The following is a 13122-nucleotide window of genomic DNA, read 5'->3' as shown; positions in this document are numbered from 1 at the left end:
CGCCCCGAGCGATCCGGGGCCGGTGAGCGGATGGGAATGAGCCTGGGAAGGTCCCCGCCGGATCTGTTCCGGCGAGAACTTGTGCTCCCAAAGCCCTGCCTTTCACGCTGCCGTGCTGGCGAAGTTCTCGGGCAGGCTGTCGAGCCAGCCGGTGTCGAGTTTCGGCACGGAGGAGAAGAGCAGCTTGGAATAGGGGTGGGTGGCGCCGCCCGGCAGCTGGTCGTTGGCCAGAAGCTCCACCATCTCGCCGTGCTGCATCACCATCACCTGATCGCAGATCGACTGGACGGTGGAGAGGTCGTGGCTGATGAAGACGTAGGAGAGGCCCAGCTCCCGCTGCAGCTCCTTCAGCAGCTCGATCACGGCTGCCGCGACGACCGTATCGAGGGCCGAGGTGATTTCGTCGCACAGGATGATGTCCGGTTTGGCGGCAAGGGCTCTGGCGAAGTTGACGCGCTGCTTCTGCCCGCCGGAGAGTTCACCCGGCATGCGGTGGCGCAGGGCGCGGGGCAGTTGCACCATGTCCAGAAGCTCGTTGACACGGGTCTCCTGCGCAGCGCCTTTCTGTCCATGGTAGAAGGCAAGCGGACGGCCAAGGATGTCGGAGACGGATCGGGACGGGTTCAGCGCGGTGTCGGCCAGCTGGAAGACGATCTGCATGCGCCGCAGTTCCTCCTTGCTGCGCTGTCTTGCGCGCGGATCGACCTCGTGGCCATCCAGCTGCACATGGCCGCGAACCGGCGGCAGCAAACCGGCGATGACGCGGGCGAGGGTGGATTTGCCCGAGCCGCTTTCGCCGATGACGCCAAGGTTATGCCCGCGCTCCAGCTTGCAGCTGACGTTCTTCAGCACGGTCTTGAAGGGCAGGCCGGTCGGTTCGATCGGGCCATAGCCAGCGTAAACGCCGCTGACTTCGAGGATCGGCCGCTTGACGGGCATGTCCACCGCAGCATCTGCCGGCGCTGCGAAGGGCACGGGCTGGAAGGCGGCCAGAAGCTCTTTCGTGTAAGGATGGGTGGCCGCATGCAGGATCTGCTGCGTCGAGCCTTCTTCCTGGATTTCACCGCCCTTGAGCACGATGATCCGGTCGGCAATCTGCGCGACGACGGCAAGGTCGTGGGAGACATAGACCCCGGCCATACCGCCCTTGCGCATGACGGACTTGAAGGCGCGCAGCACCTCGATCTGGGTGGTGACGTCCAGCGCGGTGGTGGGCTCGTCGAAGATGACGAGTTGCGGGCCGCCGATGAGAGCCATGGCAGCGGCAAGGCGCTGCAGCTGGCCGCCGGAGACCTGATGCGGATAGCGCTCGCCGATGGTTTCCGGATCGGGCAGGGCGAGGGCGCGGAACAGGTCCACGGCCTTGGCGCGGGCTTCCGTCCGGCTCATCAGCTTGTGGATGCTGGCGACTTCGACGACCTGATCGATCAGCCGGTGGGACGGATTGAAGGCAGCGGCTGCACTTTGCGGCACATAGGCCACATCCGTGCCGCGCAGCTTCTGGCGCGAGGCTTCGCTCATCGTCACCAGATCCTGGCCGCCCAGCAGGACCTTGCCGCCGCTGATCTTGCAGCCGGCACGGGTGTAGCCCATCAGGGTGAGGGCGATGGTGGTCTTGCCCGACCCGCTTTCGCCGATGAGCGCGACGATCTCGCCCGGATTGATGGTCAGGCTGACGCCCTTGATGATCTCCACCCGGCGGCCCGAGTCGGTGCGGGCTTCGACGTGCAGGTCCTGGATTTCGGCAAGAGGTTTGGTCATCAGGCGCGGTCCCGGATCTTGACTGGCAGGTTGTCGATCAGAAGGTTGACGCTGATCGTCAGGCTGGCGATGGCAAGGCATGGTGCAATCACGGCTGGGGCGCCGAAGGGCAGGCCACCGAGGTTTTCCTTTACGAGGGAGCCCCAGTCTGCATTGGGCGGCTGCACGCCGAGGCCCAGGAAGGAAAGGCCGGAGAGCAGCAGCACGATGAAGACGAAGCGCAGGCCAAGGTCAGCCAGCACCGGGCCGGTGATGTTGGGCAGGATCTCCTGGAAGATGAGATACAGCGTCCGCTCGCCGCGCGCCCGCGCCACGGTGACGTAATCCATCGTGTTGCAATTGACAGCCAGGGCCCGGGCAAAGCGGTAGGAGCCGGGGGTATAGATGACGGCCAGCAGGATGATCAGCACCGGAATGGACGAGCCGATGGCCGCGACCATGACGAGGCCGAAGAGCTTGGACGGGATCGAGTTCAGGGCATCCAGCAGGCGGCTCAGCACCGTGTCGAACCAGCCGCCGGTGACGGCCGCCGTCATGCCGAGAACCACGCCGGAGAAACAGGCGATACAGACGGCGGCAAAAGAAATGCCGACGGTGTAGCGCGTGCCCAGCAGGATGCGGGAGAAGATATCCCGGCCGAGATAGTCCGAGCCCAGCCACAGCTTTTCCGAGATGGGTCCGTAGAAATCGAAATCGACGATATCGCCGGGAGCGTAAGGGGCAACCGAGGGGCCGGCGATGGCCACGAGCGCCCAGAACAGGATGATCAGTCCAGCAACGATGCCGGTGGTGTTGATCCGGAATCCGAAGCGGGGCGAGGAAACGGGCATCTGGCTCATTTGCGCAGCCTCGGGTTGGAGAGAATGGCGATGATGTCTGCGATGGTGATCAGCAGCAGGAAGCCGAAGCAGAAGATCATGGCGCAGCTCTGGATGAGCGGCAGGTCACGGGTGGAAACCGCATCCACCATCAGCTTGGCAATGCCCGGATAGTTGAAGATCGTCTCGACGATGATCACGCCGCCCAGCAGGTAGGACAGGGACAGGGCAACCGCATTGGCGATCGGGCCGATGGCATTGGGCAGGGCGTGGCGCATCACCATGCGGCTGCGAGACGCACCTTTAAGAAGCGCCATTTCCACATAGGGCATCTTCAGCGCGTCGATCACGGCGGCACGGGTCATGCGGATCATCTGGGCCGAGATGACGCAGGTCAGCGTGATCACCGGCATGGCAAAGACCTTCAGGAGCTGGCTGAAGCTGCTCACGTCATTGGCCAGCGACAGGGCGGGCAGCCAGCGCAGCCAGACGGCAAAGACCAGCACGGCGAAGGTGGCGATCATGAATTCGGGAACGGAGATGACGGAAACCACGGTGGTCGTGACGGCCCGGTCATAGAGCGAGCCCTTGTAGACGGCCATGGTGATGCCGAGAAACAGGGCCAGCGGCACGGCAATGGTGGTGGTGACGGCAGCCAGGCGCAGGGTGTTGGCAAGACGGGTGCCGATCATGTCGCCAATCGGCATGTTGTTGGCGTAGGAGACGCCGAAATCGCCCTGAACCATACCCAGAAGCCACTGGCCGTAGCGGATGAGCGCCGGGGAATCGAGATGCATGGCCTCGCGCAGCCCGGCAACGGCTTCGGGCGTGGCGGCCTGACCCAGCAGGATCTCCGCCACATCGCCCGGCAGCAGGAGGGTTGCGCCGAAGACGACGAAGGACACGATCAGCAGCGTGAGCATAGTCACGCCGAGCCGTCCAAGAACCAGGAAAGCGATTTGCCCCGACATTCAGGCAGCCTCTGCAGATAGGGAAAGATGAGACCGGAGGCGGCAAGCGCCTCCGGTTCGATGCTGGCAGACTGTCAGGCTTCGAGCCAGACGTATTCGGCCATGGCATAGCCCATCTGGCCGCCCAGCGGGTTCGGCTCCAGACCCTTCAGCTTGGTCTGCTTGGCATCCACGTTGGAGAGGTAGGCCGGGATGACGGTGCCTGCTTCGTTGGCCACCATCACCTGCATTTCGCCGTAGATCGTCTTGCGCTTCTCGTTGTCCAGTTCGCCGCGGGCTTCGGCCAGCATGCTGTCGAACTTCTCGGACTTGTACTGGCTCTCGTTCCAGGGGGCGTTGGACGCATAGAGCAGCGAGAACAGGATGTCCGGCGTCGGGCGCGGGTTGATGTTGCCGAAGTGGACCGGGGCCTTGAGCCAGTAGTTGGACCAGTAGCCATCGGACGGCACGCGCTGAATGTCGAAGTTCATGCCGATCTTGCTGCCAGCCTGCTGCAGCACCGTGGCCATTTCGACGGAGGCGGTTGCGGCATCGGAGGCAACGACCGGGATCGTCTGGCCCAGAAGGCCTGCCTTCTCGAAGTGATGCTTGGCCTTTTCCGGGTCGAAGGCACGCGGCTTCAGGTCAGCGTTGTGATAGGCATTCATCGCAGAAATCGGCTGATCGTTGGCGACTTCGGCGAGGCCACGCATCACGGCCATCTGGATCAGTTCGCGGTCGAACAGGTACTTCACGCCCTCGATCAGGTCGAACTTGCTGCCCGGTTCCATGTCCATGCGGAAGTTCAGGTTGGTGTAGTTACCGGCGGTGGACTTCACCAGATCAACGCCGCTGGCGCTTTCGAGGAGGCGCATGGACTGCGGCTTGATGGAAGCGCCGAGGTGAATGTCGCCGGAGATGACGGCGCTGACGCGGGCCATTTCATCGGGGATGGCGAAATACTCGAAGCTGTCGACATGGGGGCCGCCCGGCTTGAAGTAGTTTTCGTTGCGGCTCATCAGCGAGCGCACGCCCGGCTCGAAGCTTTCCAGCTTGAAGGCGCCGGTGCCGATGCCCTTGCTGAAGTCGGTGGTGCCGTCCTGCACGATCATGAAGTGATGCATGGCCAGGATGGTCGGAAGATCGGCGTTGGGAGCTTCCAGCGTGATTTCGACTGTCAGCGGGTCAACGGCCTTGACGCCCGTAATCTGCTTGGCGATGGCATTGACCTTGGAGCCGGTCTCCTTGTCGAGGTGGCGCATCAGCGAGAACACCACGTCGGCCGAGGTGAGGGACTTGCCGTCATGGAAGGTGACGCCGGACTTCAGCTTGACGATCCAGACCTTGGCATCCGAGCTTTCGATGCTGTCGGCCAGTTCCATGCTCAGCGTGCCGCCATCGTTGAGGAAGGTGAGGCGGTTGTAGAGCGAACAGCAGCGCACATAGTCGGTCGAGAGCGAGGCCTTGGCCGGGTCCAGCGTGTCCGAGGTGGACGAGGACCAGCCGGCAGCCTTGAAGTGGCCGCCCTTGACCGGGGTTGCCGCGAGCGCCGAGGTGGCGCGGGCAAAAAGCGAGCCGCCGGCCGCAAGGCCGATGCCGCCGGCAAGGAACATGCGCATGATGTCGCGGCGGCTGGCGCCGCGGCGGATTGCGTCCTCGACCATCGCATCGTCGTTGCGGGTCCAGTTGTTGATTTCAGATTTGCTCATCAGTGTTCCCCTTGTCGTAGATATGCCCGGCTTTTTATTTTTATTGCCGCGAACCTGCCTGCCGGCTGTCAGGAGGGTCCGGCCTCCGCGGCCGCGGCGAGCCCGGCCATGGAGGTGAAGTGGTAATCGGGCTTCGTGAACTGCGCGGGCTCGATGGTGCCGCCGTATCCCGGCTGGGCGTGCCTGCGCTGGATCCAGCAGTTGGTCATGCCAAGGCTGCGGGAGACGCCGATGTCGTGATACTGGCTCTGGGCCACGTGCAGGATCGCGTTCTTGTCCGCGCCTTCCTGCTCCACAAAACGGAAAACCTGCTCGAAGAAGGCCGGGTCCGGCTTCTCCGTTCCCGTGTCATCGGTGGTGAAAGCCGCATGGAAGGGATAGCCGAGCTTTTCGTTGAAATGCTCGAAGGCCCACCGCTGCGCATTGGTCATGGCGATCAGGCGATAGGTCTTCTTGAGCTCCGCCAGTGCTGCAACGCTGTCGGCAAAGGGCTGCCAGTCCGCCACTGCCTGCCGCAGGCGTTCGCCATGCGAAGGGTCCGGATCCAGGCCCAGCTTGGGCGCGATGACCGTGTAGACGCGGGCGAGATCATCCGGGAAGAGCTGCGCTTCCGGCATGTAGCGGGCAGCGCGGTAGTGGGCGAGGGCCTCCTCTCCGTCGAGGCTGACGCCCTGATCTGCCGCAATCTGCGAAAGGGCGGAGATTAAGCCGCCTTCAAAGTCGATGAGCGTCCCGACGACATCAAATGTCATATAGCGGAACGACGCGAGAGGCTGTGCCGTCATTCTGAGTCCCGTATTGCCGCAGAAGCTGCGGCGTCCTCTGGTTGGTTTCCGGCATTTTCTGCCAGTTTTGTTGGCCCGGTCTGTTTTGCGGGCTTGGCTCGCATTTTGTATGCTTTGCCTTGATTTCTGCAGATCAGTTTGCGGGTCTTTTGCGCGGCATATGCTCCGAATCCAATCGTGCTTCGGCACAATCTGCTGTTTTATGGCATTTTGCCGTGCATGGAGCTTCAGTAGCCTTTGGCGCGGTCGATCAGTCCCGGCACCGGCAATCCTGCCCGATGCGCCCGGATTCCGGCGATCACATGCCTTGCACCATCATCCGCGCGCGTCTGGCAGGCGACATGCGGTGTCAGCACAATCTGCTGGTGCTGCCAGAAGGGATGCTCTGCGGGCAGCGGCTCCGGGTCCGTCACGTCGACCCAGGCATTGGAGAGCTGGCCGCTGGCGAGTGCGTCCAGCAGGGCATTGTGGTCCAGCTGGCGCCCGCGCCCGGCATGAACCAGCGCCGCACCGTGCGGCAGCTGCGCGAAGAGCTCCGCGTTCAGAAGGCCGGTTGTCTCTGCCGTCAGCGGCAGCAGACAGATGAGAATGTCCGTGCGGGCGAGGAAGGCGGGAAGGTCCGTGAAGGTGTCGACGCCCGGAAGATCCTGCGGGCTGCGGCTCCATCCGGTCAGCGGAAAGCCGAAGGGGGCAAGGGCTTCCAGCACTGCCTTGCCCAGCTGGCCAAGGCCCATGACGCCCACCCGCCGCTCTCGTGCCGGGACGTTGCGTCCCGCTTGCCAGAGGCCGGCGGATTTCTGGCTGATGTAGCGCGGCAGGTCCCGGTGCAGGCCAAGGACGGCGAGCGTCACATATTCCTTCATCTGCTCGGCAAGGCCGGGCTCCAGCATGCGCACCACGCCCACCTGCGGCGGCAGGCCGGCAAGGTTCAGCTGGTCGACGCCCGCGCCCACCGAAAACAGCAGCTTGAGATTGGGATAGAGGATGCCGACATCCTGCGGCGCCGTCCAGGCGACGAGATATTCCACCGCCGCCGGATCGGGGGCTTTGTCGCGGTGGAAGGGCAGGGCGGGCAGTTCGGCGGCAAAATGCGCGGCGAATATCTCGCCGCGCTTTGCCTCTGAGGTGTAGAGGACCGCCACCGGGTCAGGCCATCGCCGCGCGGACGTCCGGGTCCGCCAGTGTCTGGTCCAGCGTCAGCTTTGTGCGCTCGACGATCTGGGCAATCTCGTCTTCCGTGCAGCACAGCGGCGGGGCGTAGCCGAGCACGCCCTGCGCAAAGGCGCGGATGACGAGACCGTTCTCCCACGCCCGGTCAAAGATGCGGCTAGCAGGCTTTGCGGCTGCAGGGAACGGCGTCTTCTTCGCCTTGTCGGTGACGAGTTCCACGGCCGCCAGCATGCCGCGCCCGCGCACTTCACCTACCAGCGGATGGTCTGCCAGCGAGGCAAGGCCCTGCTGCAGCAGGTTGCCCATCTTCACGCCGTTGTCGAACAGGCCGTTTTCATAAAGATCCAGCACCGCAAGGCCGACAGCCGCGCTCACCGGATGGGCGGAATAGGTGAAGCCGTGGCCGATGGCGGCTGCGCCTGCCGCATCCGCCATCACCTGATACATGTGGTCGGACAGGAACACCGCACCCATCGGCACATAGCCGGAGGTAAGGCCCTTGGCGGTGGTCATCATGTCCGGCACGATGCCTTCCTCAAGGCAGGCGAAGATGGGGCCGGTGCGGCCGAAGCCGGTGATCACCTCGTCGGCGATGAACAGGATGCCCATCTCCTTGCAGGCATCGCGCATGGCCTTGACCCAGCCCTTCGGCGGCACGATGACGCCGCCCGAGCCCTGGATCGGCTCCAGATAGAAGGCCGCGACCTTTTCCGCGCCGCCCAGTTCCGCAACCTTGGCCTTCAGGGCATCAAGTGAGGCCGCGATGATCACCTCCGGGCTGTCACCCACCGGATTGCGGTAACTGTAGTGCGAGGGGATCTTGTGCTGCCAGGTGTAGGGCACGCCGAAACCGGCATGGAAGGCGGGCAGGGCGGTGAGGCCGGAGCCAACGGTGGTGGAGCCGTGATAGCCCTGCTCGACGGAGATGAAATGCTCCTTCTGCGGCTGGCCCTTGGCCTGCCAGTAGTAGCGTACGAAGCGGACCGTGGTGTCCACCGCATCCGAGCCGCCGAGCGTGAAATAGACATGGCTGAGATCGCCCGGCGCATGTTCGGCAAGACGGGAGGCAAGGCGGATTGCCGGTTCCGAGCCGAGGCCGAAGTAGCCGGTGGCATAGGGCAGCTCGCGCAGCTGCTTCGTGGCGGCCTCGATGATGCTTTCATGCCCATAGCCGGCATTGACGCACCACAGGCCGGCAAAGCCATCCAGCAGGGTGTGGCCGCTGGCGTCGGTCACCGTGGCGCCCTTGGCGGATTTCAGCACGCGCACGCCTGCGGCCTCGTGGCCGCGCCAGCTGGCAACCGGATGGATGAGATGGGCACGGTCGAGTTCGACCAGCGAGTTGGCAAGCATGGGAATGTCCTTTCTGCTCCGGCCGGCTCTGCGGCCGCCGGATCATTCGTTCAGCCGAGCGCCTGTGCGGCGAGGGCAAATGTGTGAACCGGGCCGGCAGCTTCGCTGGTGGCCCCAAGGCGCATGGGGATCCCTCCGCCCGCATGGGCCAGGCCATGCTCTGCCAGCCAGGGGGCAAGGCCGGTCTCGGCGCCCGTGTCCACCCGAAGGAAGCGGCCTTCGCATTCCTTCAGGATATGGGACAACAGCCGCCGCGCCTGATCCGCATCGCGCGCGATGACCGGGCCAGCCACCTCGCCGCGCCCGAAGGGGCGCAGGGCGGCATAGGCGGTGATCTGGCCGTTCTCGCGGATGACGAAGATCCGGCCGAGACGGAACAGCTCGCTGATCAGCACGGTCCGGTCCATGCCGGTTGCGGCCTTGTCGAGCTGGGCCAGAACAGACGCATCTTCAGGACCGGCGGGATGCAGCCCGTCAGCGCCTTCTGCAGCAAGGGCCGGAACATTTTCCGGTGCCTGGGCGATGCCCTGATGCTGGAAGATTTCGCCCACCGCACGGAAGCCGAGCTTTTCATAAAGCGGCAGGCCGTCCTTCGTTGCCACCAGCCGCCATTGCTTCGGCTGGATCAGGCTCATGACGCTGGTCATCATCTTGCGGCCAAGGCCGCGCCCGCGCATGCGCCCATCGACGATGATCATGTTGATGGTTGCCGCATCGCCGAAGAGCGTTGTCAGGGCCGTTGCGACGACCTCGCCATTCTCGATGGCGACGGCGCCTTTCGACAGGCTGTGGAAGAGGCTCCAATCCTCAGCCCGGTGAGGCCACTTTTCGGCCTGCGACAGGCGCAGTGCCCCGGCGAGGTGGTCCGGTTCCATCGGCTGGATGGTCAGTGTGTCATCGGTCAGCATGTGAACCTGCGCTGGAAGACTGGTGATGTTCTCAGCCTATGTCCCATCCGGGCAAACTTGCCGCCCTTGGCCTCTGTGCTGGCGGTATCTTCCGCTGTTCGCCGGGTGCTTAAAAGCATGATCTGCCACGGAGGCGGGAAGAGGAGGGAGGCGGCCCGGGGCGCCAGATGGCCGTTGCGCAATAAGGTGCCGTGGAGCCCTTGTGATACGGCGGAATGTGCTTTGGGACGGCGCGAAAGCGGCGAGGGCTTTTTTGCAGGCTGTCTAGGATAGATCAGCAGGCAAGCGATGACCTGCCTCAGCCTTCTTCCTTCCGGCACTTTCAGCACGGGGACCCAAATGACCTTCCGCCCGAAATTCGTGACCTTCGATTGCTACGGCACATTGATCAACTTCGACATGGCAGGCGCTGCGCGCCGCATCTATGGCGAAATGCTCGACGAAGCGAAGATGAACGTCTTCATCCGTGACTTCTCGGCCTACCGGCTGGATGAGGTGCTGGGCGCCTGGAAGCCCTATGCGGATGTGGTGCACAACTCCCTCAAGCGCACCTGCAAGCGCAATGGCGTCACCTTCCGCGAGGAAGATGCGCTGCGCATCTATAATGAAGTGCCGACCTGGGGCCCGCATCCGGATGTGCCGGAAGGCCTTGCCAAACTGGCGAAGGAAATCCCGCTCGTCATCCTCTCCAACGCCATGAACAGCCAGATCATGTCGAATGTGGAGAAGCTCGGCGCGCCCTTCCACAAGGTGATCACGGCAGAACAAGCCGGCAGCTACAAGCCGCAGATGAACGGCTTTGAGTATATGTTCGACGTGCTTGGCTGCGGCCCGGAAGACATCACCCATGTGTCGTCCTCCTTCCGCTATGACCTGATGACCGCCTATGATCTGGGCATCAAGTCCAAGGTCTGGGTCAACCGCCAGCACGAGCCGGCCAACCCCTTCTACGAATACACCGAAATCAAGGGTGTTTATGACCTGCCGGGCGTGTTCGGCATCTGAAATCCGGCTGTGATCCGCGCAAGCTCCGGGAGCTGACCCATGAAATTTGCATCCTACTGGCAGGATACGGCGCCCGCCTTCACCGGCGGCGCCACGGCCGCCCCTTCGGGCCTCTATGATGTTGCGGTGATCGGGGCCGGGTTTACCGGCCTCGGCGCGGCACGCCGTCTGGCCATGGAGGGCCGCCGGGTCATCGTGCTGGAGGCGGCAACGGTCGGCTTCGGAGCCTCGGGCCGGAATGGCGGCCACCTCAACAACGGGGTGGCCCACAGCTTCACCGGCGCCATTTCCACCTATGGGGTGGAAACCGCCAAGGCCATGTACAAGGCCTTTGACGATGGCATCGAAACCATCGAACGCATCATCGCGGAGGAGGGCATCAACTGCAATTTCCGCCGCGCAGGCAAGCTGAAGCTCGCCTCCAAGCCGCAGCATTACGAGGTGCTGGCCCGTAACCTCGAAGCCATCAACCGTACGGTTGATCCCGAAACGGCGATGCTGAGCAAAGCCGAGCTTGCCGGGGAAATCGGCTCGGACATCTTCCACGGCGGCATGCTGCAGAAGAAGAGCGCCATGATGCACATGGGCCGCTTTGTCGTGGGCCTTGCGGAAGCCGCCGCCCGGCATGGGGCGGAGATCCACGAGAACACGCCCGTCACCGGCCGCCGCCAGACGGCTGCCGGCCACGAGCTGGAAACGCCGAAAGGCACCGTGCGTGCAGCCAAGGTGGTGCTGGCGACCGGTGCCTATACGCCCAAGACCTTCGGCTTCTTCCGCCGCCGCATCGTGCCCGTCGGCAGTTTCCTGCTGGCCACCCGCCCGCTGACGGACACGGAAGTGCAGTCGGTGATGCCGGGCAACCGCACCTGCGTCACCTCGCTGAATGTGGGCAACTACTTCCGCCTGGCACCGGACAACCGCCTGATCTTCGGTGGCCGCGCCCGCTTTTCCGCCACCTCCAACCAGACCTCGGACGAAAAGAGCGGCCGCATCCTCAAGGACGCGCTCAAGGGCATCTTCCCGCAGCTGGGGGATGTCGAGGTGGATTATTGCTGGGGCGGCCTCGTCGACATGACCAAGGACCGCTTCCCCCGCGCCGGCGAGGCGGATGGCGTATATTTCGCCATGGGCTATTCCGGCCACGGCGCGCAGATCGCCACCCACATGGGCGAGATCATCGCGGACCAGATCCTCGGCCGGGCCCGCACCAACCCCTGGGCCAGCCTCCCCTGGCCTGCCATCCCCGGCCACCTCGGCCAACCCTGGTTCCTGCCGCTCGTCGGGGCTTACTACAAGTTCAAGGACATGATCGGGTGAGGGGCAGGCGGGAAGCAGGACACTGAAAAGGGCAGGCGCCGAGCCTGCCTTTTTTATTGTGCCAAGGCCTGCTTGCTCGCGGCTCTCCATCTCTCTCCGTCATGCCATGGCTTGACCATGGCATCCACGCCGTTGCCTTTCATGGCCGCATGACTTTTCTGTAACTATCTGTATTTTCATTCGCTTTTCCGGTCTGAAGGGGCAGGGAATGGATGCCATGATCAAGTCATGGCATGACGAATACGGAGGGGGGGTGGTGAAGAGCGCTCAGGTCAGGTTTTGGCCGGATGGTAGTTTAATTGAAATACACGCTTTGATTGCTTTTATAGTCTTCTCCGGCTTCGCAGACGGACGTGCCCCATCTTCTCCGGGGGGGGAACGATACGGATTGATTTTTTTACGATAACTCTCGTATATTGAGGTTGCGATGGAGTTCAGGGAGGTCAAGCATCGCGTTATCAAAGCCTTGCACGAGGGGACATATCTGCACGCGGCCCGTGGGCGTATCGAGGACAAGAATGCGCTGCTGACCGGTGGCATATCGCCGGAGCAACTGATCCGGATCATCGAGAGATGTAACGGAGCGCACCATCACAGGTCAGTACATCATGAGATCGGCGGACTTGAGGTCCATATCTTCAAGCGCGATGGCTGGTACGTGAAGTTCTATTTCGTCGACCCCGATACGGTTTTCATCAGCGTGCATCTGTCGGAGTAACCAACATGAAGATCTGGCATGCGGGAGACAAGGGCAAGGCAGTGTGCGAGCACTGCCGGCAGATCGTGACAACGACCTTCGGTTATCATGACGTGCCCTTTGAGAGCGGGCACGGTGTGGCGCGGCAGATCATGGCGGCCACCTGCGACAGCTGCGGCACCGTCGTGGCCATCCCGCCGCAGTCCACGCCTGCCATCCGTGATGCGCGGGACCTTGCCACCGAGCCTCTGGAGGTGATGGTGCCCGCACCGTTCCTCGACGCGCTGGATCTGGCTGCTTACCGGATTGATCCATCAGCTGGCGTGTCCCTGCGCAAGCCGCTGATCACTTACTTCCTGCGCCGGGCTGCCAGTGACGCAGAGGTTCTGGCGCGGCTGTGCGGATATGCGCAAACGCAGCGGGAAATCTGGAAAAGCTGGCGTGACGAGCCGGTGAGACGCATCTCCATGAAGGTCAGCAGCCGAATGCGAGATGAACTGGATAAACTTGCCAGAGAGACTGCGCTGAACCGGACCACCCTCATCAAGTCCATCGTGGCGGATATCACCTCCGAAATCGTCGAACCCGACGAACCCGCCATGCTGCCAGAGTTGCGCCGCATGGCGGCAGCGGTGGCTGCGTGACGGCT

At 63.4% G+C, this 13122-nt stretch carries 12 protein-coding genes; 4 read left to right on the top strand and 8 right to left on the bottom strand.

Annotated elements, in window-relative coordinates; translation table 11 throughout:
• Positions 1-102: 102 nt before the first annotated feature.
• From IF10I1_RS04235 to IF10I1_RS04200, 8 genes are all read right to left on the bottom strand, one after another.
• The gene (locus tag IF10I1_RS04235; RefSeq protein WP_186391304.1) at positions 103-1761 is read right to left on the bottom strand and encodes an ABC transporter ATP-binding protein; all 1659 of its coding nucleotides are present in this window, start codon (positions 1759-1761) and stop codon (positions 103-105) included.
• Complete coding sequence (locus IF10I1_RS04230) at positions 1761-2600, bottom strand: ABC transporter permease (protein ID WP_122520726.1); 840 nt, start codon at positions 2598-2600, stop codon at positions 1761-1763. Before IF10I1_RS04230 ends, IF10I1_RS04235 begins: the two co-directional genes overlap by 1 nt.
• Complete coding sequence (locus IF10I1_RS04225) at positions 2597-3550, bottom strand: ABC transporter permease (RefSeq protein ID WP_058899095.1); 954 nt, start codon at positions 3548-3550, stop codon at positions 2597-2599. The genes IF10I1_RS04230 and IF10I1_RS04225 overlap by 4 nt, the downstream gene beginning before the upstream one ends.
• 74 nt (positions 3551-3624) lie before the next feature.
• Positions 3625-5238 (bottom strand): ABC transporter substrate-binding protein, encoded by a 1614-nt coding sequence (locus tag IF10I1_RS04220; RefSeq protein WP_050474796.1) that lies wholly within the window; start codon positions 5236-5238, stop codon positions 3625-3627.
• Between the two features lie 68 nt (positions 5239-5306).
• Positions 5307-6023 carry an HAD-IA family hydrolase gene (locus IF10I1_RS04215; RefSeq protein WP_186391303.1) on the bottom strand — a complete coding sequence of 239 codons (717 nt, stop codon included), beginning with the start codon at positions 6021-6023 and terminating at the stop codon, positions 5307-5309.
• Positions 6024-6250: 227 nt separating this feature from the next.
• Positions 6251-7165 (bottom strand): glyoxylate/hydroxypyruvate reductase A, encoded by a 915-nt coding sequence (locus IF10I1_RS04210; protein ID WP_186415610.1) that lies wholly within the window; start codon positions 7163-7165, stop codon positions 6251-6253.
• Between the two features lie 4 nt (positions 7166-7169).
• Positions 7170-8546, bottom strand: a complete 1377-nt coding sequence (locus tag IF10I1_RS04205) for an aspartate aminotransferase family protein (protein WP_186391301.1) — start codon at positions 8544-8546, stop codon at positions 7170-7172.
• Positions 8547-8596: 50 nt separating this feature from the next.
• Entirely contained in the window at positions 8597-9451 is an 855-nt protein-coding gene (locus IF10I1_RS04200) for a GNAT family N-acetyltransferase (protein ID WP_371341191.1), read from the bottom strand.
• Between the two features lie 342 nt (positions 9452-9793).
• Between IF10I1_RS04200 and IF10I1_RS04195 the strand changes: the two genes are divergently transcribed.
• From IF10I1_RS04195 to IF10I1_RS04180, 4 genes are all read left to right on the top strand, one after another.
• Positions 9794-10459, top strand: coding sequence for a haloacid dehalogenase type II (locus tag IF10I1_RS04195; protein WP_050474851.1), 666 nt, complete (start codon positions 9794-9796; stop codon positions 10457-10459).
• A gap of 39 nt (positions 10460-10498) precedes the next feature.
• Positions 10499-11776 (top strand): FAD-binding oxidoreductase, encoded by a 1278-nt coding sequence (locus IF10I1_RS04190; protein ID WP_186391299.1) that lies wholly within the window; start codon positions 10499-10501, stop codon positions 11774-11776.
• 427 nt (positions 11777-12203) lie between these two features.
• Positions 12204-12494, top strand: coding sequence for a hypothetical protein (locus IF10I1_RS04185; RefSeq protein WP_122520719.1), 291 nt, complete (start codon positions 12204-12206; stop codon positions 12492-12494).
• A 5-nt stretch (positions 12495-12499) separates the two neighbouring features.
• Positions 12500-13117, top strand: coding sequence for a hypothetical protein (locus IF10I1_RS04180; RefSeq protein WP_186391298.1), 618 nt, complete (start codon positions 12500-12502; stop codon positions 13115-13117).
• Positions 13118-13122 lie beyond the last annotated feature (5 nt).

The sequence above is a fragment of the Pannonibacter sp. I15F10I1 genome (assembly GCF_900185665.1).
GTDB classification, from domain to species: Bacteria; Pseudomonadota; Alphaproteobacteria; order Rhizobiales; family Stappiaceae; genus Pannonibacter; species Pannonibacter indicus.
Note: the sequence above shows the minus strand (reverse complement) of the source record. Positions and strands in the feature narration are given on the sequence as shown.